Below are 25,475 nucleotides of genomic sequence, written 5' to 3' on the forward strand. Positions count from 1 at the left end.
TCAGAAAGCGAGGAACACGCCATGACGAACGCATTATTATCCAAAAGACCGCTTGGCAGTACGGGTCTACTCATATCACCGCTATGTTTTGGTGCCGCTCCGCTTGGGGATATGCCGGAAACCTTTCAATACAGCACGTCGGAGGAACAAGCATTGGTGACGTTGCGCACTGCCTTCGAAAGCCCAATCAACTTTCTGGATACGGCTGCGGCTTACGGCGAAGGCGAGAGCGAACGGCGAATCGGTAAGGCCATTCATGCGAATGGTGGTCTTCCCGCAGGTTACGTGTTGGCCACCAAAGCCGACCGCGACTTTAAGACCGGCGACTTTAGCGGCGAACAGATTAAACGTTCCATCGAAGGAAGTCTCGAACGATTAGGACTTGATCGTCTGCAATACGTTTACATCCACGATCCTGAATATACCACCTTCGAAAATGTGATGGGATCCGGCGGACCGTTAGAAGTACTGCAAAAGTTTCAAGAGCAGGGGGTCATCGATCACATCGGCGTATCCGGCGGACCGATCGATATGCTTATTCGTTATGTCGAAACGGGAGCGTTTAGTAGCGTTGAAACCCACAATCGATATACGCTGCTCAATCGGGCTGCCGAACCTTTGCTTGATGTCGCGAATCGTATGGGCGTTGCGGTTATTAATGCTGCTCCTTATGGAAGCGGCATACTCGCTAAAGGTCCGGAAGCATACGCACGTTATGCCTATAGCGAAGCTCCGCCACTCTTATTGGAGAGAGCGCGTATGTTCGCCAAAGTTTGCTTGGAATACGATGTTCCGCTTGCCGCCGCCGCACTTCAATTTTCGCTTCGTGACCCGCGAATCGCTAGTACGGTCGTCGGCATGAGTAAGCCGGAACGGATAGCCCAAACGTTGGAACTCGCGAATTACCCGATTGCCTCTGAGCTATGGACGGCGCTTGATGCTTTTGGCTATGATACGAAAGATCCCGAAGAGAATCGTTTTGCTTAGAGTACCGAGTTTGGAAGCGATTGGCCAGTATTAGGCGGAACAGCGGCAAAGTTTTATGGCATTCGCGCTGAATAATAGAGGAGTGGAAGTATGCGATTACAAGAAAAGGTAGCTTTAATCACCGGAGCTGGATCAGGTATCGGGAAAAGCACGGCATTGCTTTTTGCACAAGAAGGCGCGACAGTTATCGTGAACGACTTGGATGAAATCAAGGGCAGAGAAACCGTGAGCGAAATTAAGGACAAGGGTGGCGAAGCGCTATTTCTCCACGCGGATGTAACAAATTCTGAGCACGTCAAGACGATGGTGGAAGCGGCTATTGCTGAATTTGGTCGCATCGACGTTCTGTTTAACAATGCCGGAATCAGTGGCGTCGGAGCCGTGCATGAAATTGAGCCGGAAGCTTGGGACCGGATTATGAGCATTAACGTAAAAGGCGTGTTCCTGCCCTCGAAATATGTGTTGCCCTACATGATGGAGCGTAAAACAGGTTCGATTATCAACATGTCGTCGTGCGTAGCGGAAATTGGACTCGCGCGCAGAGTTTCCTATGCTGCAACGAAGGGAGCCGTACTCGCCTTAACCAAATCGATGCAGGTTGATTATGCAGCCTACAACATCCGGGTGAATGCCCTTCTGCCGGGTACGATCTTTACACCGTTCGTAGAGAACTATTTGAAGACTTCCTATGACGATCCTACAGCTGCCATCGAATCATTAAAACAGCGCCAGCTCAGCGGTGAACTGGGCAAGTCAGAGGATGTTGCTAAGGCGGCATTGTTCTTGGCATCTGATGATTCCAAGTTTATGATGGGTTCTCCGCTCTACATTGACGGTGGTGTTGTTTTCGGCAAGAACGCCTAACAATAGCTAGATGGAGGAGAATATTTACGAATGAAACTACTGACCTTTAACGACAACGGCAATTTTAAGCTTGGTATTAAAACGGAAAAGGGCATTTTGGATGTCGCCGCAGCAATCGAAGGAATGGCTTCGGACCAAATGATTAGCTTGTCAACCACGCTACATGCTGTCATAGAAGGCGGGATGGCGGCGGTTGCGCAGTTGCAGCGTCTTGTGAACATCGTGCTTGAAGCAGGCTCAGAGGGAGAAGCTTATTTGCTGGATGAGACTCATATTCAATATGGGCCCTGTGTGACGAACCCAAGCAAAATCATTTGTGTAGGGCTTAACTATCGCAAGCATGCTGAAGAAACCAATGCGCCGATTCCGGAGTATCCGATTCTTTTTAATAAATTTTCGAACACGCTAACTGGACATGGTGCTGAAGTTCCACTGCCGGAGAAAGTGTCGTCGCAGGTTGATTACGAAGCAGAGCTTGTGATTGTGATCGGCAAAAAAGCTAAATATGTGGAGAAGGAGCATGCGTTAGATCACGTATTCGGCTATTGCAATGTGAATGACTTGTCCGCGCGGGATTTGCAAATGAGAACGCAGCAATGGCTGCTTGGTAAATCATGCGATAGCTTCAGCCCGTTAGGACCATTCCTTGTTACCGCAGATGAAGTAGGAGATCCGAACAATCTGGACATTCGTTGTATCGTCAACGGCGAGGTTAGACAGCATTCCCATACATCCGATATGATTTTTTATTGCAACGAGATTGTCAGCTACATCTCTCAACACATGACCTTGCTTCCAGGTGATATTATCCTAACAGGAACCCCTGCCGGCGTTGTGCTGGGTTATCCGAAGGAGAAGCAGTTCTATTTAAAACCGGGAGATGTTGTAACCATAGAGATTGAAAAATTGGGTTCGTTAACAAATATGATGGTTGCTGAGAAATAGTAGAATAAATAGTAAGAACCTCGATTGTTGAGGTTCTTTTACTTTACATTTCTGGCAATCTGATAAATATATCATTCATAAAGATGAGAGGTGCACCATGAAAGTATCATTATTTATTACTTGTCTTAGCGATGCGATGTATCCCCGAGTAGGAGAAGCGATGGTGCGGCTTTTAGCCAACTATGGGGTTCAGTTGGAATTTCCAAACGTTCAAACGTGCTGCGGTCAACCAGCTTATAACAGCGGATATTGGGATGAAGCACGGATAACGGCCAAAACAATTCTCAAAGCATTTGAAGATAGCGATTTTGTTATCTCTCCTTCGGGTTCATGCACCTACATGATTCATCACTATTCGAATCTCTTTCAAGATGATCCTGTTAACTTGGAAAAAGCGGTAGAGCTTCAGAGAAAAACTTACGAGTTTACTCAGTTCCTTGTGCAGGTGTTGGGGGTTACTGATCTGGGGGCGGTGTTTCCTCATACAGTCACCTATCATCCATCCTGCCACGGAAGCAGGCTTCTTGGTGTCAAAGATGAGCCGTTGGAATTACTGAAAAACGTCCAAGGTTTACAATTTATTCCGCTTCCTTTTGCTGAAGATTGCTGCGGTTTCGGCGGGACTTTTGCTGTAAAGATGGCCGACATTTCAGGAGCTATGGTCTCAGAGAAAGTGAATCATGTGAAAGAAACGGAAGCGGAAGTTCTCGTCGGTCTCGATATGGCATGCTTAATGAATATCGCTGGCAACCTGCGCTTTCGAAACGAACCCGTCAAGGTGATGCACTTGGCAGAGCTGCTGCATGAAGGGGTGAATCGGGCTTGAGTACTACTAATTCAACTGCTTCAAGCGTTAAAGAACGTGCGGATCTGGCGCTTAACGATGAGTTTTTGCGCAATGCCGTGCGCTTCACGACTGAGCGGCTGCGCGGAGGTAAGATGAAAGCTGCTGAAGAACATGGCAATTGGGATGAGTGGAGAGAAAGAGGTCGTCAAATCCGGCTGCATACGATTGCTCATCTGGATTATTATTTGAATTTGTTTGCGGATAACGCTCGTGCTAATGGAGTTCATGTCCATTTCGCTGATACATCGGCTGATGCGGTGAAAATTGCTCTGGCGATTGCGGAACGTAAATCTGCAAAGTCGGTTGTAAAATCAAAGTCAATGGTAACCGAAGAGCTTCATCTAAATCACGCGCTTGAATCTATCGGGATAGAAGCTATCGAGTCGGATCTAGGTGAGTATATCATTCAACTCGCCGGAGAAACGCCTTCCCATATTATCATTCCGGCCATTCATAAGAACAGATATCAAATTGCGGATTTGCTCTCCAAAGAAGCGGGAGAGACGCTGCCGCCAGATACTTCGATTCTAGCAGGTTTTGTTCGTAAGAAGCTGAGGGAGAAGTTTCTTGAAACCGAAATTGGGATGACAGGCTGCAACTTCGCGATTGCCGAGACCGGATCCATGGTGCTGTTCGAGAATGAAGGTAACGCCCGGATGGTAACTACGGTTCCTAAGACACAAATTACGCTAATGGGTATGGAGCGTATTATTCCTTCCTGGACCGATTTGGAAGTCATGGCAACGCTTCTGCCACGTTCGGCGACAGGTCAGAAGCTGACGGTGTACATGTCAGGGATTACAGGTCCGCGAAGAGAACATGATGCCGATGGTCCTGATGAAATGCACATGATTATTGTCGATAACGGACGTTCCTTGCAGCTGGGAGATCCCGAATTTCAAGAATTGCTGAATTGTATCCGCTGCGGCGCTTGCTTGAACGCTTGTCCGGTGTACCGTCATATCGGTGGGCATGCATACGGAGGCACGTACAGCGGCCCGATCGGCGCCGTATTGACTCCTGCGTTAAAGAAAAACGTGGCCGAGTGGGACGATATTGCGAATGCCTCCAGCTTATGCGGGGCTTGCTACGAAGCGTGCCCCGTCAAAATCCCTCTGCACGATATGCTTGTTTCTTTACGGCGCCGTAAGGTGGAGAGCGGTCATGGCAACAAGCTTGAAGCGGTTGGCATGAAAGGCTTCTCGGCGGTTATGGGCAATTCGGGTCGTTTCAAAGGTATGCTGAAGCTCGCTAAGATCGGTCAAAAACTTGTCGTCCAGAGCGGAGATATCCGTACGAAGCTGGGTCCGCTCAAAGGCTGGAATTCATATCGGGTAACGCCTAGTTTGCCCAAAAAATCGTTCCGTGATGGGTGGGGGACATTGGAGGCGGAACTGCGCCAAGGGCTGAAGGAGCTGGATCCGGAAGTGCGCCAACGAATGGAAACCATTGTCAAGGAAAGAAAAAGCGGAGGAGGGCATGAACATGGCTGATACGCATAAGGAATGGTTAGCGCAGCTTGAAGCGGAGTCACGCGTGAAACAGGAAGCATTTATGAATGACATCGCAAGCAAGCTTGGGAGAGCACGGGTGACTGAGAAACCGGCTCAGCCTTACCGAGGAGCACCTGATTTCTGGCAAGCATTCGAGTGGCCTCTTGAAGAGAGAATTGAGAGATTTACGGAAAATTTCCAAGCTGCTGGCGGATATGTGGCTCGTTTATCTTCCATGGAAGATGTTAAACAATTCATAGTGAATAAAGCACAGGAAATGAGCGTTAAATATATCATCCGGCAAAACCAATCGGAGCTTGATGCTCTTGATTTGGAAGGAGTGCTAAAAGGCACTAGCGTATCGGTTTGGAACCGTGACCCGGAGAATCACTGGAAAGCCCGCGCCGCTGAAGCGGATTTTGGTATTGTGATGGCGGACTACGCTACAGCGTATACAGGCTCCATGACAGTCCTGTCATCTCGGGACAAAGGAAGATCTGTTAGTTTGCTCCCGACCGTATTGATGGCTATTATTCCGGTAGAACGACTGAAAACACGTTTAGGCGAGACATTAGTTGATTTCGATCGCGATCGTACAGGAAGCGAGAACCTGCCTGCGGGTATTCATTTCATCTCTGGACCAAGTCGTTCGGCTGATATCGAGAATGACCTGACCATTGGGGTTCACGGGCCCGGTATTGTGTACGCATTGATCGTGGGGTAAATAAAGCAGCGTACTTTCGGGATGGCCGATTGCGTGAGGTAAGTGCAAGATCAAATCCAATATGGGGTTCGAATCTGATTAAAGTCCGCGTAAACTGCGGACTTTTTCTTTTATCGGTATATAGTTAAAAATAAAGAAGAAAAGTTACAACGGATAGAGATATATTAATAAAAATCAGTAGTTTTTATTATATTATTGATATTTATCATGAATGTTTACGGAAAACGAGAACCAAGCGTAGACAGAGAAGTCTCTCCCCTTTGAAATTAATGACCAAATAATAATTCTCTTTTTTATAACGAAATATATCCAAATATATCTCCATAATTTGTGAAAATACATCTCGGTATAAAAACTAGATATTGTATTAGGTTTCAGGAATCATACTTTAATTTAACTTAACCGTGGTGAGATTTGGTGGATAACCAAAAACGGGGGTGGGTTTTCAAAGTGAAAACATGTAAAAAAAACTATTTGTATCACATAAACCCTTTTCAGTAAAGGGTTTATGGTGCTTAAAGCGTACGTAAGTGAAGCGAATGCCCACATCCCTTCTTTGAGGGGCTGGCGATCACAAAATGACCGAACAAGAATAAGCTTGTCTGGTCATTTTATGTTTAATAGTTCTACGCAGTAAATTTACATTCTTTCAGAGTAATCACAAGCTCTACTCTCCGCTTTACCACTATTTGTGATACGGTTCACCGTAATGTATCTAATCATAAAGTTCATTTTGACCATAAAATATATATCAGCATATAAAGACAAAGCCACTCCTGACCATGGAGTGGTTTCTTTGTTTCATATTAATGTCTCTGATAGATACACTCCATGTTCTGTCTGTTCTTTATTCACTAAAATAATATCATCAGAGGTAACCCAAACCAATTCCTCAAGAGGATTTATATCCCTTTTAATATGTAAGTTATTGTCCTAAAGCTATGTAGGGGAAAGTAAATTTTTCTTGTTTTTTTTGCGATTCCTGTCGATTTTGTGAGAATTTTGAGAGAAGACTATGATAGAATTCAAATGCCATTGTTATATGGAATGCTCACGGTATGTTTCCAGCTCACGTGGATCTTCGTTGACAACGAACGACTTCAAGGAAGTTGGGGTCTGTATTGAAATAATTTCCTGACTTTTTTTGAAGGGAAATCCGACAAATTTGTTTTTCAAAATTACTTGTACCGTCGTAAAAGTCTCTTTTTATGACTGTGTCAGGAAAAATATGTAATTAAACCGAATACAAATAGAAAATTCTTGAACACCGAAAGGAGAATAAAATGAACGAGCAATTAGCGGAAGTATCCACAAATCAGAGAGCAAGATTCGGTCAAACAATTCAAGTTAGGTTGGTCTCAAATTTAAAGAAATCGCAGGAATACTATCGTAATGTTCTTGATTGTAAGATAGACGAATGGGGGCACGCTGAGCGAGATGGCATGCTTTTTATTCTACAACAAGCTGTATCACCAGAAGATGTGCGACCTAATAGCGCTTCAAAAAAGCGTCTAGATTATCCAACCGAGTGGGAAGGTCCTGATTACGGTTGGGACTCATTTATTCATGTTACTTGGAATGACCTGGACTCCCTAGTTGAAGAAGTGCGTGGTAAAGGTGGAATCATTGCTATTGAACCTTTCACTGGGGCACACGGAAAGTGGGAGTTTAAAAATGCATACTTACAAGACCCTGATGGCTATAATCTAGTTTTGGGTTCGATGCGCCAAATAAATGAGTAGCATCTGTTTTTTACGCTAACGGAAAACTATAGATAGTTCAATAAATAACCAAATGAAGCTGCCGCGCGAAGGAACGGCAGCTTCATTACGTTAACGGGCAGGATTGCGGGGTTAACTGTTGAATATTCAGTTGATGGTTGCATTCTTGTGAGAAGCAAGCCTGTTCACAAATATGTATGAGAACCAATCGTGGGAGTGATATGTATATTTCAAAAAATATTTTATGCTGTGAGGGCTAAATTTTTAAGTAATAAATTAGGTACTGAAGTTAGAATTGTTAAATACAAATACCGTGGTGAACCGATTGAAGGACAAGAATTGAAAGAGCTATTGAACAAGATAATTTCACCTAGAGTATCTGAACTTGGTCTTAAGTGGCGTGGTGATTATCTTTGGATTAGTGAGAATATTAATGGAATTAGACATATTGTCGAATATGGTAGATTTACGAGAAGCAGCAATCGTGGATATATTTCATGGGGGGTAGCCCTTGATTTTGTAATGGTACCAAAAGGAAAAAATCTAGTGTTCAATAGAACTGAAAAGACTGCAATTATTCATATTGGAGAATGGTCAAAAGGTTACGCAGATTCATTCCTTGGGGTAGAAATGGTAGATGGGAAAGGTGTAGCTTCCCATTATGAACAGATTGCAGAAAGGACAATTACAGAAGCAATTGATGGAGAGCTAGAGAATATTTCTTCGTTTTTTGAAAAAGTAAAGAACATTGAAGGAATTATACAGATTGTAAATGAGCAGATTAATAATCCTAAATCACCTATCTACAAAATGAAGTTTCCTTCACCTACATACATACTTGCTTTTATATATGCAAAATTAGGGCAATTTGATTTGGCAAATAAATACCTGAAAAAAGACACTTTTTTATCTGATGAAAAAAATCAGTTTGTACTAAATCTCATCGAAAAAGAATTCTCTAACTTATCCTCATCGAATACCTTCCAATAAATATTCGTAAGATAGTTGAATGCAATGATATTTCACTAACTGGGAACGAGAGTTGAGTAAATGTTACACGATTGAAATCTTATTTTCATCTGGTATTAATCATTAAAGGTTATAATAAAAAATGACCCCTTTTAAAATATAAACTTAGACCCGCAGCCCGTTGCTGTGGGTCTCTTTTTGTTATTGAACTAAAGTGCAGGCTTCTTCAATGGTTTCGTCGAATACTCAAATGTGTTCTTTTTCCAACGAAAGGAGAGTTATTATGTAAAATAATCTTTTAATTCTAAAAAGAGTTTCAACGATATCAGAATATATAAAGCTTTGTTGTGCAGTTGGTTGGGAAGATTATATGAATTTCGAGGTTGCAGAAGAATCTTTAAACCAATCGCTGTTTGGTGTAATTGTCCAATACCAAGGTGAAGTAGTGGGAATGGGCAGAGTAATTGGCGACGGGAGAATCTATTTTTACATTCAGGATATAGCAGTCTTACCTGAGCATCAAAACAAAGGAATAGGCAAATTAATAATGGAAACTATCCAGGAATATTTAAAGGAAAACGCTCCAGAAAAATCATTTGTCGGTTTGTTTGCAGCACAAGGTAAAGAATCTTTTTATAATAAATACGGCTTTAAAAAGCATGAAGGAATGACAGGAATGTTCGGCGTAATTCAAGATAAGGATGTAAAGTAAGGGTATCTATTAACCTAACGATAACTGTTACTTCAATATCGTCGGCTGCCGCACAGTCTGGACGATCCCTATTATATTGAAGTAAAGGGCAGCATAGTTCAATTGTTCTTTGTAAAAAGATAAACCAGGTCATTCCATAATATGGTAAACTAAATGAAATATAATGCAATGGAAGTTGGGAATTTATGAAGGAAAGCTTTGTTTCTTCACTTTATAAAATGATTTTTATGAAAAGAAGAAAAAAATATTTACTCGAATTAATTAACAGAATGTCTTTCCGTGATAATGCTAAAAGTTCTGATGAGTCTGTAAGTTTCAAAGCATACAGGGAAGCTGAAACATTAAAAAATAGAGATAATATTCAGATGCTTATCGAGATTGTCAATTTTCACAAGTCATTCGATGAATTGAACGTTAGAAAGGGAGCGTATTTTATTCTCTCGAAATTGTTAAAAAAGCATCCAGATTCAGATTCTTTACAGTTCTTAATCAATCAATTATATAAAGAATCGGATAAGTATGCTATCAGTAGCTTGCTTGACTTCATTTCCGACCTAGAAAAATCTGTTGTTATGGATATTGAACCAATAATTCAGTTAACTAGGAACGATAACTGGCAAATCCGCCACTCGGCTATTTGAGCTCTTAAAGCGTCAAAAAATCCAAGAGCCAAGCAAGTCATTCTAGAAATTATAGCTAATGGATCTAATGAAGTTAAGAAGAACCAATATGATATTATTTATGCTACTTCCGTATTATCAGACATTGGTGAAATCGAAGACGTAATTATACTAAAAGAATTATCAAAAGTTAAGATTCGTGATGTTCGAGAATCGGCTATATTTGCTATTGAAAGTATAAAAAAACTGAACGGTTAGGAGTGGCTTTGTCTTTATACTGATGTATATCTTATGTTCAAATTGCACTTTGTGTTTATATACAATATGGTGAACTGTATCATAGAAGATAGGTGATCTCGTTACGCTAACGCAGAACGATAGAGAAGGAGATTGCCTCGCGGTGCTCCTTTTTTTGTTCGTTCAAGTAACGGGCAGATTAGCACGAAAACGTAATCACATAAATCTGACTAAATGGAATAATAAGATAACACAAATTAATAGTTGAAAAGATTGTTTACAATTTATCAATGAATACAAGAACAAATATAATAAAAGCGGTACATATAACTGACATTCATGGAAGAACATTTTTCTTGAATGGTAAGCTAGTCAATATAGTCAATCAAATTAATCCGGATATTGTTTTTATTACTGGAGATTTAGTTAGTAAACAAAAGAAACTTGAAAAAATAATACTTGAGTTAAGTAAAATTAATTCAGAAAAAATTTTTTTTGTGCCCGGAAATTACGAAAGAGAAGAAGTTAAAGGATTTAAGAAAAGACATATTACTAAAGAACAGTATCGGTATATTAGACGAGAACTCGAGAACATTGGAATTATATTTCTCGAGAATGGAAATTCTCGTATAAATATACGAGGACGTGAGATATCGATTTATGGCTTCGATAATTCCATATATGGAAATGAAAAATATAATATGGTTTCTGGAAAAGAAAGTGAATATAGAATTATTTTAGCTCAATCACCAAATATTATTAATAAATTAACTGATATGGGAATAAAATAAAATATTTTATTGGTAGGTCATACTCACGGTGGGCAAATTCGCCTGTTTAATAAAAGTTTTGGCGCGTATAAACATTTTCATGTCGGTTGCAAGAAGGTTGATGAAAATCAATATTTTTTAATTAATAGAGGATTGGGAACCGTTAAAATTCCTTTTCGGTTTAACTGTAAAGCTGAAATATCAGAACTTAATTTCTGACGCCAATAAAAATATACGAGCAGCAACATGAACAACCAATTAGTATTTATTGTTTGAGTTTTGAATCAGTTTAGCTTAAGTGAACATTAGCGGGGTTCTTGGAAGGATTTCTCTGTTCGAGACTTGGATGGATACGTTATAGGTTTCGGTTCGGGAAATAAAAATGACTAATCAGAGTGGGTCTGTCGTTACGCTAACGGAGAACTAGAGTTCAATACGTTTGAGGTGAGGTATATGCTGGAGGAGATACTTTCAATTATTTTGGGTGTTGCAATCTTCCTAGTTTTTAAATTGAAATTAAGCAAAGACAAATTTTTATGGAGAGATTACATATTTGAATTAATCGGGATCATAGTTTTCATTTTAATAATTAAATGGATAATATCGTTCTTTTAACTAAATTCCGCTGCAGACGTTAATGGAAAGTGGCAATCTAAGCTAACGTTAGTACAAGGTTACCGTTAAGTAGTTGTTACATAATTGAAATCTTATTTTCATGTAGCATTAATAATTCAAGACTATAATAAAGATCGACCCCCTTTAAAATATTAACTTAGGCCCTCAGCCCGTTGCTGTGGGGCTCTTTTTTGTCACCGAACTAACGGGCAGATTAATTGAACAACAGGAGGACTTATTTATGAAGCCACGAATACCTAAATAATCCAATCATGAGGTGGGCTATTAAATGGATAATCGCGTAGGATTAGTTGAAATTAACTTAAGTGAAGTTCAGACGAGAATTGAGTTACATATGATTTTAAAAGAGAAGTTGGGCTTCCCGTCATTTTATGGGATGAATTGGGATGCATTCTGGGATTCGATAACGGGTTTAGTTGAGATGCCTCACGTTCTAAAGATAATAGGTTGGAGCAATATTCATGAAGTATTACCTAGTGATGCAAAGATAATGGAAGAATGTCTTTTGAAATAATAAGTACCCGAATTTGTCTTGCCAGGTTCAATATTTAAAGTAGCAAGTCTTGACGAATCATTAAATTAACGGAGAAGTACGACAAGTTCTGCTATAAGCACCAAACAGTGCGAAAAGCAGGAGATTACACGAGTAATCTTAACTTTACAACCAAGGATGGGAACGACGGAACCATGTATACTAGATATGGTGAGAATGTTCAAACAGACTGAACTGACGAACTTCCGAATGTACAGGTCTAAAGTTAGAGCATATGGAAACATATGCACCATCAAACGATGGGGTGAGCGGCGTAAAGTAAGAATTTCTTCTATGAAATACGCTATGTCAAACAATGGTGGCATTGGTCTCACAGGCTTAGAGGAAGCACCTAAGTCTAGAAAAAATAGCTAGGATGTCAGGGACTTGGAAAGCAAGGGACGTTGCAACATGGGCTGTTACCCAAAACGGTTGTTATAAGGCACATGCCGAAATACATTAATCCTAGTGAGGGCAGGGGCACGACTGGTGAAACTCCTGTAATGGGAGTGGAGGAATAGCCCCAAGTCTAACTGAAAAGAACGATTGTTTTCCAAGCGTGAATTGCACCGATCAGGTAGGAACGTGGGGACATCAGTGGATGCCACAGTGCAAGCTACTAGGATGACCTAACAGTCTATATCCTTGAGTAACGAGGAACTTATGATCTAGTAAAGTCAGTTAGAGGGAACGCCGGATGCCGGGAAGCTGGCACGTCCGGTGTGGCGCAAGGGAAAAGCTGGAGATCACATCAAATGCTTACCTATTGCAACCCAATAGCAAAATCACCAATTACAACCTTTTTAGAAAGGAAGTATAGGGAAACGATAATTCGATCACGATATGACGGCTGTTGGTACTAAACGGCTGCCGTTGTTTATTAAAGTAACGGGGAGGGAGGTTAATGCAAATGTTATGAAGTATTTTATTCAATACCCTTGACTTCGAGTATACTCTAACAAATACAATAATGATTATCAGTCGATTAAAGGTGGCCGACCACAATGTACTCAATTAGTGATATATCCAAATTAATAGGCATTACAGCATATACTCTCAGATACTACGAAAAAATAGGTCTTCTTCCTAACCCCAAACGTCTGGATGGGAAGCAATACGGAATTAGGCGATATGATGATTAAGATCTTCGATTTATCAAATTTATTCATGGATTGAAGCAAACGGGGATGAAGCTAAAAGACATCGCAACGTTTGTGGAAGAGGGATGTTATGTGACGCAAGAGGAACCAGAAATTGAAGTTAAGGTGATTTTTCACAAAAGGATTGATATTTTAAGTAAGCATATAGAGAAACTGGAACAACAACTAACGCAATTGGAAATCGTGAAGGTCTCCGCACAGAATAAAAGAAATTTTTACAACAAAATGTTGAAAAAACACGGAAACGAGTAGAAGAAACCGAAGTAATCGTTTAACTCAGCCAGGTCATTAGTTAACTACCCTAATCAAGGAGGCTACAACGGCTTCCGAAATTTAAAATTACGGCAATCGGTACAACCCGGATGGAAAGTGCGGAGAAAAGTGCCTCCCAATTCGGAGTTCCACATGCATTTGCGGATTCAAACGAACTAGCCCACGACCCGGATGTGGATATGGTTATTGCGAGTGTAAAGGTTCCTGATCATTACGATGCGGTCATGGCCACACTCAATGCTGGTAAGCATGTATATTGTGAATGGCCTTTGGGCTTAAACACTTCTCAAGCCATTGAGATGAATAATTTAGCTACAGCCAAAAAGGTTCATCTAAATATTTATTGAACCATTCCAATGGTGCAAACTTATTGACGATTAATGCAGGGCATGCCATAGATGCACTGTGTTATACTGTTGGCGATTTTAAAGAGATATCGGCTACGATAGCTAATCAAATTAAACAAGCGAAAGTGCAGGAAACCGGTGAAATCATTGAGAAGACGACTGTAGATCAAATCTTAATTAATGGAACATTAAAAAGCGGAGCAACCGTCTCTATTCATGTACAGGGGGGCGTACCCTATCGAACAGGAGTCTCGTTAGAATTCTTTGGTACGGAGGGCGTAATTGTACTGTCTAATGAAAGTACTCATGCTCAGCTTCAATGGGGGGATTTGAAAGTTGAAGGAATGCATCTTGCCAATCGGGAGAACTCGTCTTCACTCGCTGAATTAACCATTCCGGATCATTACCGTTGGGTGCCTGATACGATCCCTGGCGGACCTGTCTTCAATGTTGCACAAGCTCTCGAGAAATTTAAAAAGGATATTATGGAGGGAACCCGACGTATTCCTAGTTTTGACGATGCGGTAAAACTTCATATACTCCTTGATCACATACAAAAAGCAGCCGATACTGGTGAACGTCTGCTTCTTTAATTAATGATCCGGAAAGTTGCTGTTGTTTATAAAACGTCATGATTAATAGTAGGAGTAAATGTGGCTCGTAATAATTTTCATTATTAGAATTAGATAATTAATTTAACTTTAATCCGAATTTAACTTAGCTATGTTATGTTAGTGGTTAGGAGTGGGCTCATCTATACGCTTATTTAAGAAAATGAGGGGGGTTTACATGAAGAAACTGGGTCTAATCGCATCTATGGTCAGCCTGTTCTCTCTTTGGAATGCAGCAGGAGCGACGGGAGCTTCCGCCAGTAGTTTTGCCGATGTTTCTGGGCGGCTAGGTGTCACGGACGGTGTCGCGGGAGAGACGGTTGAAACACGACCGATTCCATGAGTTAACCAATGGTATAGTTATGAATAACAACGTTGGAAGAGTGACCTACGGATTTGGTGCTGACACAATGTTAACAAGCTATACATAACTAACAGTAAATGTCACTTATGGATCATAGAATGGGCTTTTCTCAAATATAATTTGCAGCCAATATTACATGGGTAGGTTGAATATGAAACTTTCTTGGTGCTCAATAATTAGTATGCTTACTATTCTTTTGTTAACGGGGTGTGAGCAAGTTGCTACTCCCGACGTTCCTAGTGCCCTTGCTTCAGTAAGTCCCGCGGCTTCGCTCGATCCGACTTTTGCAACTAAACCTGTCGATACTGGCGTGCTTCCTGCGAACAATACATCAGCTTCTAACCCGATTAAGGAGCCGGTTGGATTTGAGGTAGGTTCCCCAAAGGAAGAACCCGTGGTAACAGATGAGAAGAAGCAGACTAAGAAATCAGCCTTAAAGCCCATTTATTCGGTTGGAAAAGGTCAGGTGGCCATAACCATTGATGACGGTCCGACGAAATATACGGAGGAACTACTCAAAGTTCTAAAGGAACAGAACATACACGTCACTTTTTTCTTCATTGGACAAAATGCGGCTGCTTTTCCGCAGTCTGTGACCCAAGCTGTGTATGAGGGTCATGAAGTTGGTTATCATTCGGACACGCATCCTCACATGTCTCAAATGACCTATGACGCACAAGAAAATGAGTTTAATAGCGGTCTAAATAAACTTATAAAGTTCGATAAGCACCCGGTCACATTATTTCGTCCGCCCTATGGTGCCTATAACAACGATACCAAGCTTCTAACGGAAGAACACCAAATGCAAATGGTGCTGTGGAATGAAGATCCCAAAGATTGGGCAACAACAGACCCTTCCAAAATCGTTAAAAGTGTATTATCCCAAGTTCAATCTGGCAGCATTATCGTTATGCATGATCATCCATCTACCATAGCGGCTTTGCCGGATATTATTAAAGGCATAAGAAAGAAGGGATATACATTAGTAACGGTGCCTTATTGATAGGGAATCTGGGGCCAGTTTTTGATTAGATACTTGCATTTATATGCAAGTGTCTTTTTTACATTTCTCGTGCTAAGCCGTTGTAGGATTTGATAATTCTCTGGAAATAATCAATATGGCTCAGACTTTATTAAGTTCTAGCAATGTCCAAAATGTAAATTTTGTATATTGACAGTGAGATTCCAGCATGGGCCCACGGAGCAGTGTCCACGATGAAGCAAGTAGGCATTATAGTGGGACGTGGGGACAATAAGTTCGTACCGAACGAAACGGCAACAAGAGCCGAGGCTGTGACGATGATCATGAACTTGCTTCATGTGAAGAAACCAAATAACAGAATTTAGAATAGGGAGACCTTTAGTCAGAGGGTCTCCTTTTTTTGATGGAAGAAGGCTGCATGTGTACTTTATTTAGGCAGTCGGATTCGGAACGCTGTTTCTTGAAACGGAATGCTCGGCATATCAACACAGCCCTGATGCATTTCAGCAACAATCGGAAGCCTGTAGAGCGGCTAAACTTTAAACGGTTTAAGCCGGGAAGCCACCTCCGGGCGGAGGCCAGGCGCCGTAGAAGCGGCGCAGCAACACAATTTCGCCCAGATGATATGAGTTGTGGGACGCGATATTGCGCAGCATTCCTGCTCGGGTTTCAACTGGGAAATGTGGAAGTGGTTCGTCCAGTTGTGCCGTTTCTGCAATGGTGACAGCCCGGTCGACCCCATCCAGAAACATCTTGATATCAGATTGCCAAGACATCTCATCTTGAGGGCTCGTCTCTTCCGGCCAACTTCCCATGACGTTAGCTGGGGGCTGCGGTTTACGTCCTTCCAAATGCTCCAGCATGAATTGCTGCCAGTAATGCATGTGTCTCAACAGTTGATAGATACTATAAGGCATGGCTTCATGTACGCGCCCAGCCAGTTCGGCATCAATGTCTGGTAAAGCGCGGGCAATACGAATATGTCCGCGTTCCCCGACCAGCGATTTTACTAGGGCTTGTCCAAATAATTGATTTGCATCCGTCATGCGGAATCATCCTCTCCAATAGGCTGCTGTCCAATCTACTGCGTTACTAATACTTTAACAACTAAAGGGTAGGAGTCTCTAGAGGCTCCCCCTTGTACGACTTGATTATCAATGGAGCAGCAAGAAATTCCCGCGCTCGGCTCACGAAAGTTTTGAGATGATCGGTCTTATTGTGTGAGGCAACTGCGTCTAGGTTTTCCCATATTTCCACCATTGTGTAAGTACATTCCTTTTCAATGTCCAAATACAGGTTGTAAGCAATATTACCGTCCTCGACTCTGGAAGCGGCAATCAATGCTTTGACTTCCCGTATAAAATCGTCATTTCTGGCCGGATTTACTTGTAAATTGGCATGTAGAATAATCATAGTTGACACATCTCCTCTAAAATAGGCGTGAATTTAGTGTTACTTCCAAGTTATAACCTGATCGATAGGCAAACGAACCGATGGGTAACCGCTGTCTACAGCTTTGCCGATCGATATTAGCATGACTGGAACGTAGCGCTCCGGGTCTAGTCCGAAGGCTTCAGCAATCTTGTCCTTCTCATATCCGCCGATTGCGTTGGTGTCATATCCATGGGCACGGGCAACTAACATTAGTTGCATGGATACTAGCCCGCTATCAATTAGCACGGTTTCCTTGTTTATTTCTGGGGTCATTTGTTCATAATACTTGGATATAGCCGCCAATTGCTTTTCTTTTACTTCCTTAGGCATAAACCCGAGTTCCACGGCCTTGCCATAAATCGCTTCTGCATTGTTGATGCTGTTCAAATCACCGAAGATGGCGATAACCGCGGAGGAGGTTTCGACTTGTCTTTGGTTGAAGCGTGAAAGGGGGGCAAGGATAGCTTTGGCTTTGGGGCTTTCAATTATCAGGAAACGCCAAGGTTGCATATTGACGGAAGAAGGAGCCATGGTGGCCTTTCTAAGAATTTCCGTCATTTCGTCCCGGCTGATTTTAACAGTTGGATCGTATTTTTTAATGGAACGGCGCCCGGCAACAATTTGATTAAAATCGTTTGTGGTTAATGCTGTATTCATTCTTCATTTCTCCCCTTAGTAATATTATTTCGCATGCGTTCAATCATGTGTGAGAAAAGTTTCTGTTCTTCCTCACTAAAACCTTGCAGCAGCTGTGCCATAAAAAGGATCTTTTCTTCTCGGTAAGCAACGATTTCCTGTCGGCCAAGTTCAGTAAGTCTCACCAAGGTGAAGCGATTATCATCTGGATTATTGCGTCGTGTGACAATACCATCCCCCTCAAGCTGTTTCAAATGCCTGGTAATTGCGGCACTATCGATTTGCAATTCTTTTTGTAAAGTGGTCTGATTGATTTCATCGACATGGTAAAGTTTGTGCAATAGCCGAAATCTCGATGGGCTTACACCGGTACAGTGTCCGAATTGAGAGATAAGCTGGATATAGAAGTTTTGAAGTTTATCAATAATGGAATTATCCATTGAATCTTTCAAGCTATCCCTCCTACCTTTAATATTAATTGATATATCAACGATTGATGGGTCAATTATATAAATTGGTTGAACACTTGTCAAGAAGAGTGTTACTGAAACAGAAGGAGGGAATGATATCGCATGAAGCAACTAATGTGCGCATATCCTAATACAATTATCGAGGTGAGGTTGAACGATTCCAGCTACCAATTGCGGTTAAGCGCGATCGATCTGATCGGCTTGGCGGAGCGTCTCGACGCGGAAATATCGAATATGACCGTGAACATCATACAGGTGCTGGCCAACGAGCATATTCGACAAGAGATCGATCGGATCGGCGTTTCCCAAGGTTTTGCTGTTTTCGCCGACGTCATTGACTACAAGGTGACGGTCGAAACAAACGGGCAAATGTTGGAGGTGCACGACTTTGGTGGATCGTACTCGATCCGGACCATTAAGTTGGAGCGTGAGAAGACGAACCGTAACCTGGTTGCCGTTCAGTATATCCCGGGAAATGGAACCGTCATATTTGTTCCGTCAAAGATGGAAACCAGACCAGACGGCACTAACGAAGCGATTCTGAACGTGCCACATAACAGCTTGTACACAGTCGTAAATGTGCAAGCCCGAACGTTCGCCGATTTAACCGGACACTGGGCGAAAGCGGATGTGGAGCATCTGGCGTCCAAGCTGTTGGTGAACGGCGTGGCGGCTGACCGTTTTGAGTCAGAGGGAACCATTACACGAGCGGAATTCTCAGCCTTGCTCGTTCGTGGGCTAGGGTTACCCGTGAAGGAGAGCGAGGGTGGTGATCGATTTGCGGATGTCCCTGCATCCGCATGGTATGCATCTGCAGTAAATGCGGCAGTGGCTAGCGGGCTGGTTAGCGGCATCGATGCCGGCCGTTTTGCGCCTAACGACCCAATTACCCGCGAGCAAATGGCCGTTGTGATTGCTGGCGCCTTAACCTTCACCAGCCATGGAACCGGTAGCGATGGGCAAGAGGGAGGCCATCTGGATGCTTTCACGGATCGAAACTCCATTTCTTCATGGGCGCAAGCTGCGGTAGTCCGAGCATCGGAAGACGGCATTATGAAAGGGATGGAAGACGGACGCTTTGCCCCGAGGGAGTATGTAACGAGGGCGCAGGCAGCGGTCATACTAAAAAGGTTCCTGCAATATGTGCATTTTATCGATTAAATCAAGCAGAGTAATCAATCCAAAATTAATCGAGATACTTATTCATAGAATCGTCTGTATAACGATAGTGAAGGAGCTTGCCTCATGGCAGCTCCTTTTGTCGTACAAGTAACTGGCAGCATGATTCAGCATACTTGCTCCAATTTTGCGTCCTCAATATGCAGGTAATACATACAAACAAGATAACCAAGGAAATAAATCTTCCCTAGAAATCCAATCATCACAGTTCCACCCAATCCAATCGCAGCGCTCTAGCGATGCTCTCCAGCACTTGCGTCGAGACGTTTATATCACGCCCCTGCTCCAGCCACGTATACCAAGAAACGCTAACTCCGGCAATTTGCGCCAACTCTTCTCTTCTTAACCCTGACGTCCTTCGTCTTGTCCCTATCGTAAATCCGTGTTCCGAAGGATCCAGACGCTCTCTGCGCGTCCTTAAAAAGTCTCCCAATTCCGAACGCCGACTGTTCGCACTCATATAATACACTCCTTATAAGGTAAGGGTGTCCCTAACCTGGTGTTACTGCACCTATGATAACTAAACTCATCGTTAGCCAGTTGTATCTGGAGCATAATCATAGCACAGCACAGGTGACACAGTACAAATTCAATCAAATAGGAGAGATGATAAACATGAAATATCGGAAATTAGGGAAAAACGGACCGGAAATCTCTGTGATCGGTTTTGGAACTTGGGCTATTGGCGGCGGAGAATGGGTGTTCTCATGGGGCGAACAAAACGATCAATTGTCGCAAAATAGTATTCGTGCTGCGCTTGATGGTGGCATTAACTTTTTTGATACGGCTGCTGTTTACGGAATGGGTCACTCCGAAGAAGTGCTCGGTAAGGCGCTTAAGGGCAGTCGCGAGAAAGCCGTCATCGCTACTAAGTTTGGTCTAGTCTGGGACGATAAAAATAATATAACCCGCAACGGAACATACGGTTCGATCATTCGCGAAGCGGAAGAATCCTTGCGCCGTCTCGGTACCGATTATATCGATTTGTACCAAATGCACTGGCCCGATACTGATGTTAAAGCACCTCTTGAAGAAACAATGCGAGCCATGGAGAAGTTGGTTCAGGATGGTAAAATACGTTATGTAGGAGTCAGCAACTTCCCGATCGCACTTCTTGATGAGGCTTTGGCGGTCAGACATATTGATTCCCTGCAACCGCCATACTCCATACTTGCTCATCAGGTGGAGTCCGATCTTCTGCCGTATTGCATAGCTAAAGAAATCGGCGTACTGGCTTATAGTCCGCTTGCATCGGGCCTTCTCTCGGGCAATTATACTTTCGACTCTCGCTTCGATGAGCAGGATTGGCGATCGAAATCCCCTTCCCATACTGGGGAATGTTTCATGCAAAATATCGCTATTGTCGAACAACTCAAAGACGTAGCTGAACAACTCGGCATCACAGTTTCCCAATTAGCCATTGCTTATGTTCTGGCGAATCCTCTCTTAACGAGTGCTCTTATTGGGGTACGTAAGCCCGAGCATATTTTGAATGCATTGGCCGCTGCCGAAGTAACACTGGATGAATCTGTGCTTACAGAGATAAGAAGTATTGCCAAAAGCGCCCGAATCGTAATGCCTATCAACGAATAGTGTATTCAAATGCCAAATTGAGTGAAAAAAATAAACTCGATTGATAACGGAATACGATATCTCAATCACTGCAACACGATGCTGCCGCGGGATCGTCCGCGCAGCCTCTTTAAGCTATCGGGCAGTAGAGTATAATTTGTAAAATCATGGAACTTATGTGAACATTGAACGTCTAATTGGTTAGTTAAAACTTGCTGAAGGAGACAGGCAAAAGAGGTATTGGGAAAAAATATATACAAAGGATACAAGGTGAATAAAAAATGAGATGGATGAAAATTGCGGTTATAAGTGTTTGCAGTATGGCGTTTGGGATTACCAGCTATGCGTCGGGAGGTGTGGAAAGCATCCAGGCTTACTTAAACCATGATTTCAAATTTACGCTCAATACTAACACTTGGGTACCCAAAGACAGTGATGGTGCCGTACTAACTCCAGTCATTATTAATGGTACATCGTATCTGCCAGTTAAAGCAGTCGTTGAGGCAACAGGCGGAGAAATCCAGTGGAATGAGGCAACGAAAACCATTGCGATAACATCTGCTAATGGAAACGAAGCCACTATTAGTGAAAGAGAACGGATGATAATTGAAAAAATAAACGAAATAAAAGAAAAGTTAAAGTTGGGTTTAACTAAAGAAAAGGTGAAATCATTATTTAAAGAACAATTGGAGCTTGCGGATTTTAATGGAGATTTAGAAAATGGAAGTGACTCCTATTGGAAATACAATTTTTTCAAAGACCCTAATTATAAAAGTGCTTTACCTGACCACGTTCCTGATGAAGAAGGTCTGAAGAATAAAAAAATTGGAGCTAATTTATTTATCGGATGGAAGAATAATGAGTTATACCTTTATTCAATATCTTATTTTAATCCTAAAGCTAATAAAGTCTACATGTATTTATTGAATCCTGATGGTTCTACTTCAGATAGCCCAATTAATCCTTAGACAAGCGGTAGAAAAATATGATCTTCTTAAAACGCCAAACGGCTCAAGTAAGAGAAAGATTGTTAAGCTAATGGAAACTATAGCTCAATCATGATATACGGCAGCCGGCACACGATCGGCTGCCGTTGTCCGTTTGAGTAACGGGCAGGTTTCTACAGTGATTTTTGGTGAAATTATTCTTTACCTACGAACGTGTATTCGTTATAATATGTATGGGTATATTTTCCATGTTGGGAGTGGTTAAGTAGTGGCAGAAATAGTTAAAGCGAAAGTTGAAAATTCCCTTACTGTGTTGTTAGTTTCAGATTTAGAAAAATCAATGAAATACTATGAAGATGCTTTGGGATGTGAAGTCAACGAACACTGGGCAATTCGAGATAATTTCGGTCTAGGCTTTAAATTAATTCAAGCAAAAAACATTGAAGATGTTAGACCGAATAAAGGAACTTGGAATACCTATGCTTATATAAAAACCCATGACGAACTTGATGCTTTATATCTTGAACTTAAAAAAAACGGAGCAATTATTGTCTCGGAACCAAAAGCAATCGAACAAGACTGGGGTTCTTGGAAGGATTTCTCTGTTCGAGACTTGGATGGATACGTTATAGGTTTCGGTTCGGGAAATAAAAATGACTAATCAGAGTGGGTCTGTCGTTACGCTAACGAAGAACGTTAGTTGAAATCAACGATTAGTTCGTCGCGCCGGCTGCTGCTCTTTTTATCATTAAGCTATGGGAGCAAGTCAGGAATAGGAACAAGTTGAAACGAGGTTTTAGTGCCTTATAGAGAGGGATAAAAATGAAGAATGTCCTCACAATATTGGCAGCAAATTTTGATTCAGAGGAACAACTAAAGGAATTTGTAGAGATTATCTACAATGAGGACGGGGACGCCCGACCATCCGGAATAATGACAAGTATCGGAACTACACGTCTAGACTATGATTTTGTGGAGACACATTTTTTTAATGATGTGGAATCGCGTCAATCATTCTGGGATTATTTGTGTTACGAATATTGTTCAAACGAATCTTTTTCAAAACAGATTCCTCCGACTCTTAATGAATGCATTAACCAGTTCAATTCAATCATTTTACTATACGGAAACGATTCGCTATATGGTTCAGTGAATAAGTTTTTGTTTCAAATTGGGGGATTAGTTAACCCAATCGGATCTTCTGCCGTTTTTCTCTCATGTATTACATATTAAACTTACTAGAAATCATAATTTTCATCGTTACATAAGGTAGTGAATCATTATACTAACGGCGAACAATAGTGGAAAGTTAAGGGAACAGTTCGCCGAGGCCGGCAGTTGTTCTTTTTCTTTTAATCGTGAGCAGAATTCCTCAACAAGATTTAGGGGAGTTATGTTATTATTTTGGAATGACATCTGGTTTAAAATGGAGGATCTCAATGAATATAAATGAAACTGGAATCATTATATTTTGTGAAAATTATGATGTGGTATTAAAATTTTATTCTGAAAAATTAGGGTTACATGTTCGCAAAAAAGGAAAGCACTTATCTGTATTAGACTTCGGAGGTAGTTATCTCATGTTGGAGGATAACGGGGTTGCTTCGATAAAGGAAAAAACAAGGGCAGAGAATCCTACAGTTATCCGTTTTAACGTAAATAACTTTGAAGAGGCTGTATCAGAGTTGATGCAGCTTGGCGTTTCTGTTGATGTAAAGAAGCATAGTTGGGGAACGATTGGAGTAATTATAGACCCCGAAGGAAATCGGATTGAATTAAAGGATTAGATTTAAAGAGACATGAAGTAGTATATTAATGCAATGAAGAACTATAAATAGAAACGATAATCCATATGGTAGCCAGATAGATACCGGCCACTTTTTTCAAGTCTAGAAGGAGGGCACTTGATTGAAATATATTGAAGTTGGGATTGGGAATACCTGGATTGTTCGAACGGAGACAGAACTTGCTGACGGGTCTGAATTTGAGCAAAAAGGTATTATTAAGCCAATTATTTTTCGATCCTTCTATTTTAGAATATGGATAGGCAAAATAGTTATTATTGGGGACTCCAGAGAAGGTTTGAAAAGAACGAAAAAGATAAGAAATGCTTTTAAACTTATTTTTGGATTAACAAGATATGATAAAAAGTCTCGGGGTTGAGCTAACGAGGAACGTTAATTCAAAGCAACCAGGGAGCAGAATGCCTCGGCAGCTGCTCCCTTTTATCATTCAAGTAACGGGCAGAATACTTCCACTATATGGTATTATTAAAGGTACAACAATTGCATTAAAAGTAAATTATCTCTCTTAATTTAAAGGAGTTTTTTATGAAAGTTGTGAACGCTATAAAGGATGATCTGAACGTATGGTTGGAACTGGCCTCTGAAGTTGAGTACTTATTTGGTCCTATGGTAAGTGATCCAAAATTTATTCAGGCAATAGAGAAAAATATTAATCAATGCAGTGCATTTTGTGTGAGAGAAAACGATGGATTGCCAGGATCACGTTTACTCGGTGGAGTTTTATTTTCTTCAGCAGGTGCCCCCAGCTACAAGATTGGGTGGCTAGCTGTTTCATCTCGAGCGAGAAACAAAGGTATAGCAACGGAACTACTAAGACATATATTGAAACTTGCTGATGTCCCAGCAGAAGTATCAGTTATTACATTTGGCGATGAAATTCCAGACGGACGACCTGCAAGGAAGTTATATCAGAAGTTCGGATTTGTGCCTCAAGAGGAGTCAATTCCAAATGGTCCAGAAGGCAGCAGTCGTCAAAAATTCAAACTGCTTATTAAATAGAGGCTTAAACTAACGGAGAAGTATGACAAGTTCTGCTATAAGCGACTAATTTCGTGAAAAGCAGGAGATTGCAATGAGTAATGTTAACTTTACAACCGAGGATGGGAATGACGGAACCAAGTATCCCGAAACCATCCCGCCAATACTCCTGCGCGCGTCATGTTTAACAGAACATGAGGTGTGGAGATCAGGTAGATTCGGCAGAACGAAGGCTGGAGCCATTCTAATAGAAAAGGTATGCCAATGGATATGCCGCGCGGCTGAAAAACTGGATATGGTGAGAATGTTCAAACAGACTGAACTGACGAACTTCCGAATGTACAGGTCTAAAGTTAGAGCATGTGGAAACATATGCACCATCAAACGATGGGGTGAGCGGCGTAAAGTAAGAATTTTTCCTATGAAATACGCTATGCCGAACAATGGCGGCATTGGTCTCACAGGCTTAGAGGAAGCACCTAAGTCCAGAAAGAATAGCTAGGATGTAAGGGACTTGGAAAGCAAGGGACGTTGCAACAAGGGCTGTTACCCGAAACGGTTGTTATAAGGCACATGCCGAAATACATTAATCCTTGTGAGGGCAGGGGCACGACTGATGAATCTCCTGTAATGGGAGTGGAGGAACAGCCCCAAGTCTAA

31 protein-coding genes and 2 pseudogenes are annotated in these 25,475 nt (G+C 41.8%); 28 read left to right on the forward strand and 5 right to left on the reverse strand.

Annotation, left to right across the window (positions count from 1 at the left end; translation table 11 throughout):
* The first annotated feature begins 21 nt into the window (after positions 1-21).
* The 19 genes and pseudogenes from IEY34_RS21565 (at position 22) to IEY34_RS21650 (ending at position 16,159) form a co-directional block, all read left to right on the forward strand.
* Positions 22-987 (forward strand): aldo/keto reductase, encoded by a 966-nt coding sequence (locus tag IEY34_RS21565; protein WP_189014990.1) that lies wholly within the window; start codon positions 22-24, stop codon positions 985-987.
* Between the two features lie 90 nt (positions 988-1,077).
* A complete protein-coding gene (locus IEY34_RS21570; protein WP_189014991.1) occupies positions 1,078-1,851 on the forward strand; it encodes an SDR family NAD(P)-dependent oxidoreductase in 774 nt (257 codons plus the stop codon).
* A 30-nt stretch (positions 1,852-1,881) separates the two neighbouring features.
* Complete coding sequence (locus IEY34_RS21575) at positions 1,882-2,796, forward strand: fumarylacetoacetate hydrolase family protein (protein ID WP_189014993.1); 915 nt, start codon at positions 1,882-1,884, stop codon at positions 2,794-2,796.
* A 97-nt stretch (positions 2,797-2,893) separates the two neighbouring features.
* The gene (locus IEY34_RS21580; protein ID WP_189014995.1) at positions 2,894-3,622 is read left to right on the forward strand and encodes a (Fe-S)-binding protein; all 729 of its coding nucleotides are present in this window, start codon (positions 2,894-2,896) and stop codon (positions 3,620-3,622) included.
* The gene (locus IEY34_RS21585) at positions 3,619-5,136 is read left to right on the forward strand and encodes a LutB/LldF family L-lactate oxidation iron-sulfur protein (protein ID WP_189014997.1); all 1,518 of its coding nucleotides are present in this window, start codon (positions 3,619-3,621) and stop codon (positions 5,134-5,136) included. The genes IEY34_RS21580 and IEY34_RS21585 overlap by 4 nt, the downstream gene beginning before the upstream one ends.
* Positions 5,129-5,860, forward strand: a complete 732-nt coding sequence (locus IEY34_RS21590; protein WP_189014999.1) for a LutC/YkgG family protein — start codon at positions 5,129-5,131, stop codon at positions 5,858-5,860. The genes IEY34_RS21585 and IEY34_RS21590 overlap by 8 nt, the downstream gene beginning before the upstream one ends.
* Positions 5,861-7,143: 1,283 nt before the next feature.
* Complete coding sequence (locus tag IEY34_RS21595) at positions 7,144-7,602, forward strand: VOC family protein (protein ID WP_189015001.1); 459 nt, start codon at positions 7,144-7,146, stop codon at positions 7,600-7,602.
* Positions 7,603-7,791: 189 nt separating this feature from the next.
* Positions 7,792-8,571, forward strand: coding sequence for a hypothetical protein (locus IEY34_RS21600; protein WP_189015003.1), 780 nt, complete (start codon positions 7,792-7,794; stop codon positions 8,569-8,571).
* A 280-nt stretch (positions 8,572-8,851) separates the two neighbouring features.
* Entirely contained in the window at positions 8,852-9,262 is a 411-nt protein-coding gene (locus IEY34_RS21605) for a GNAT family N-acetyltransferase (RefSeq protein ID WP_268240157.1), read from the forward strand.
* A gap of 185 nt (positions 9,263-9,447) precedes the next feature.
* Positions 9,448-9,903, forward strand: coding sequence for a hypothetical protein (locus IEY34_RS21610; RefSeq protein WP_189015007.1), 456 nt, complete (start codon positions 9,448-9,450; stop codon positions 9,901-9,903).
* A gap of 506 nt (positions 9,904-10,409) precedes the next feature.
* Positions 10,410-10,910: a metallophosphoesterase gene (locus IEY34_RS21615; protein ID WP_189015008.1), complete on the forward strand. Its 501-nt coding sequence runs from the start codon at positions 10,410-10,412 to the stop codon at positions 10,908-10,910.
* An 883-nt stretch (positions 10,911-11,793) separates the two neighbouring features.
* Entirely contained in the window at positions 11,794-12,039 is a 246-nt protein-coding gene (locus IEY34_RS21620) for a barstar family protein (RefSeq protein WP_189015009.1), read from the forward strand.
* A 1,022-nt stretch (positions 12,040-13,061) separates the two neighbouring features.
* A complete protein-coding gene (locus tag IEY34_RS36900; protein ID WP_229757770.1) occupies positions 13,062-13,199 on the forward strand; it encodes a MerR family DNA-binding transcriptional regulator in 138 nt (45 codons plus the stop codon).
* A 21-nt stretch (positions 13,200-13,220) separates the two neighbouring features.
* Positions 13,221-13,469 (forward strand): MerR family transcriptional regulator, encoded by a 249-nt coding sequence (locus tag IEY34_RS36905; RefSeq protein ID WP_268240158.1) that lies wholly within the window; start codon positions 13,221-13,223, stop codon positions 13,467-13,469.
* An 80-nt stretch (positions 13,470-13,549) separates the two neighbouring features.
* A pseudogene (locus IEY34_RS21630) lies at positions 13,550-13,837 on the forward strand (Gfo/Idh/MocA family protein); the annotation flags it as partial.
* Complete coding sequence (locus IEY34_RS21635; protein ID WP_373291301.1) at positions 13,834-14,430, forward strand: Gfo/Idh/MocA family protein; 597 nt, start codon at positions 13,834-13,836, stop codon at positions 14,428-14,430. The pseudogene IEY34_RS21630 and the gene IEY34_RS21635, both read left to right, overlap by 4 nt.
* Before the next feature lie 196 nt (positions 14,431-14,626).
* Entirely contained in the window at positions 14,627-14,791 is a 165-nt protein-coding gene (locus IEY34_RS21640; protein ID WP_189015012.1) for a hypothetical protein, read from the forward strand.
* Between the two features lie 202 nt (positions 14,792-14,993).
* Complete coding sequence (locus tag IEY34_RS21645; protein WP_189015013.1) at positions 14,994-15,815, forward strand: polysaccharide deacetylase family protein; 822 nt, start codon at positions 14,994-14,996, stop codon at positions 15,813-15,815.
* 161 nt (positions 15,816-15,976) lie between these two features.
* Positions 15,977-16,159: an S-layer homology domain-containing protein gene (locus tag IEY34_RS21650; RefSeq protein ID WP_268240153.1), complete on the forward strand. Its 183-nt coding sequence runs from the start codon at positions 15,977-15,979 to the stop codon at positions 16,157-16,159.
* Positions 16,160-16,342: 183 nt separating this feature from the next.
* On the opposite strand, the gene IEY34_RS21655 is transcribed toward IEY34_RS21650, so the two are convergent.
* From IEY34_RS21655 to IEY34_RS21670, 4 genes are all read right to left on the reverse strand, one after another.
* Complete coding sequence (locus IEY34_RS21655; protein WP_189015017.1) at positions 16,343-16,840, reverse strand: DinB family protein; 498 nt, start codon at positions 16,838-16,840, stop codon at positions 16,343-16,345.
* Between the two features lie 61 nt (positions 16,841-16,901).
* A complete protein-coding gene (locus tag IEY34_RS21660) occupies positions 16,902-17,207 on the reverse strand; it encodes a putative quinol monooxygenase (RefSeq protein ID WP_189015018.1) in 306 nt (101 codons plus the stop codon).
* A gap of 39 nt (positions 17,208-17,246) precedes the next feature.
* A complete protein-coding gene (locus IEY34_RS21665; RefSeq protein ID WP_189015020.1) occupies positions 17,247-17,885 on the reverse strand; it encodes a nitroreductase family protein in 639 nt (212 codons plus the stop codon).
* On the reverse strand, positions 17,882-18,316 hold the full coding sequence (locus IEY34_RS21670) for a MarR family winged helix-turn-helix transcriptional regulator (RefSeq protein ID WP_308423041.1): 435 nt from the start codon (positions 18,314-18,316) through the stop codon (positions 17,882-17,884). The genes IEY34_RS21665 and IEY34_RS21670 overlap by 4 nt, the downstream gene beginning before the upstream one ends.
* A 120-nt stretch (positions 18,317-18,436) precedes the next feature.
* Between IEY34_RS21670 and IEY34_RS21675 the strand changes: the two genes are divergently transcribed.
* The gene (locus tag IEY34_RS21675; protein WP_189015022.1) at positions 18,437-19,495 is read left to right on the forward strand and encodes an S-layer homology domain-containing protein; all 1,059 of its coding nucleotides are present in this window, start codon (positions 18,437-18,439) and stop codon (positions 19,493-19,495) included.
* A 235-nt stretch (positions 19,496-19,730) separates the two neighbouring features.
* Here IEY34_RS21675 and IEY34_RS21680 read toward each other — a convergent pair.
* Positions 19,731-19,973: pseudogene (locus tag IEY34_RS21680) on the reverse strand (helix-turn-helix domain-containing protein); the annotation flags it as partial.
* Positions 19,974-20,128: 155 nt separating this feature from the next.
* Here IEY34_RS21680 and IEY34_RS21685 point away from each other — a divergent pair.
* From IEY34_RS21685 to IEY34_RS21720, 8 genes are all read left to right on the forward strand, one after another.
* Positions 20,129-21,106: an aldo/keto reductase gene (locus IEY34_RS21685; RefSeq protein ID WP_189015026.1), complete on the forward strand. Its 978-nt coding sequence runs from the start codon at positions 20,129-20,131 to the stop codon at positions 21,104-21,106.
* A 260-nt stretch (positions 21,107-21,366) separates the two neighbouring features.
* Positions 21,367-22,053 carry a stalk domain-containing protein gene (locus tag IEY34_RS21690; RefSeq protein ID WP_189015028.1) on the forward strand — a complete coding sequence of 229 codons (687 nt, stop codon included), beginning with the start codon at positions 21,367-21,369 and terminating at the stop codon, positions 22,051-22,053.
* A 247-nt stretch (positions 22,054-22,300) separates the two neighbouring features.
* Positions 22,301-22,693: a VOC family protein gene (locus IEY34_RS21695; RefSeq protein WP_189015030.1), complete on the forward strand. Its 393-nt coding sequence runs from the start codon at positions 22,301-22,303 to the stop codon at positions 22,691-22,693.
* 161 nt (positions 22,694-22,854) lie between these two features.
* The gene (locus tag IEY34_RS37900; RefSeq protein WP_189015032.1) at positions 22,855-23,265 is read left to right on the forward strand and encodes an immunity 22 family protein; all 411 of its coding nucleotides are present in this window, start codon (positions 22,855-22,857) and stop codon (positions 23,263-23,265) included.
* 206 nt (positions 23,266-23,471) lie between these two features.
* On the forward strand, positions 23,472-23,819 hold the full coding sequence (locus IEY34_RS21705; protein WP_189015034.1) for a VOC family protein: 348 nt from the start codon (positions 23,472-23,474) through the stop codon (positions 23,817-23,819).
* Between the two features lie 121 nt (positions 23,820-23,940).
* Positions 23,941-24,195 carry a DUF3977 family protein gene (locus IEY34_RS21710; RefSeq protein ID WP_189015036.1) on the forward strand — a complete coding sequence of 85 codons (255 nt, stop codon included), beginning with the start codon at positions 23,941-23,943 and terminating at the stop codon, positions 24,193-24,195.
* 167 nt (positions 24,196-24,362) lie between these two features.
* Entirely contained in the window at positions 24,363-24,836 is a 474-nt protein-coding gene (locus IEY34_RS21715) for a GNAT family N-acetyltransferase (RefSeq protein WP_189015038.1), read from the forward strand.
* Positions 24,837-24,909: 73 nt separating this feature from the next.
* Positions 24,910-25,317, forward strand: a complete 408-nt coding sequence (locus tag IEY34_RS21720; RefSeq protein WP_189015040.1) for a hypothetical protein — start codon at positions 24,910-24,912, stop codon at positions 25,315-25,317.
* The last annotated feature ends 158 nt before the right edge of the window (positions 25,318-25,475 follow it).

Source organism: Paenibacillus marchantiophytorum, assembly GCF_014640555.1.
Classification (GTDB): Bacteria; Bacillota; Bacilli; order Paenibacillales; family NBRC-103111; genus Paenibacillus_E; species Paenibacillus_E marchantiophytorum.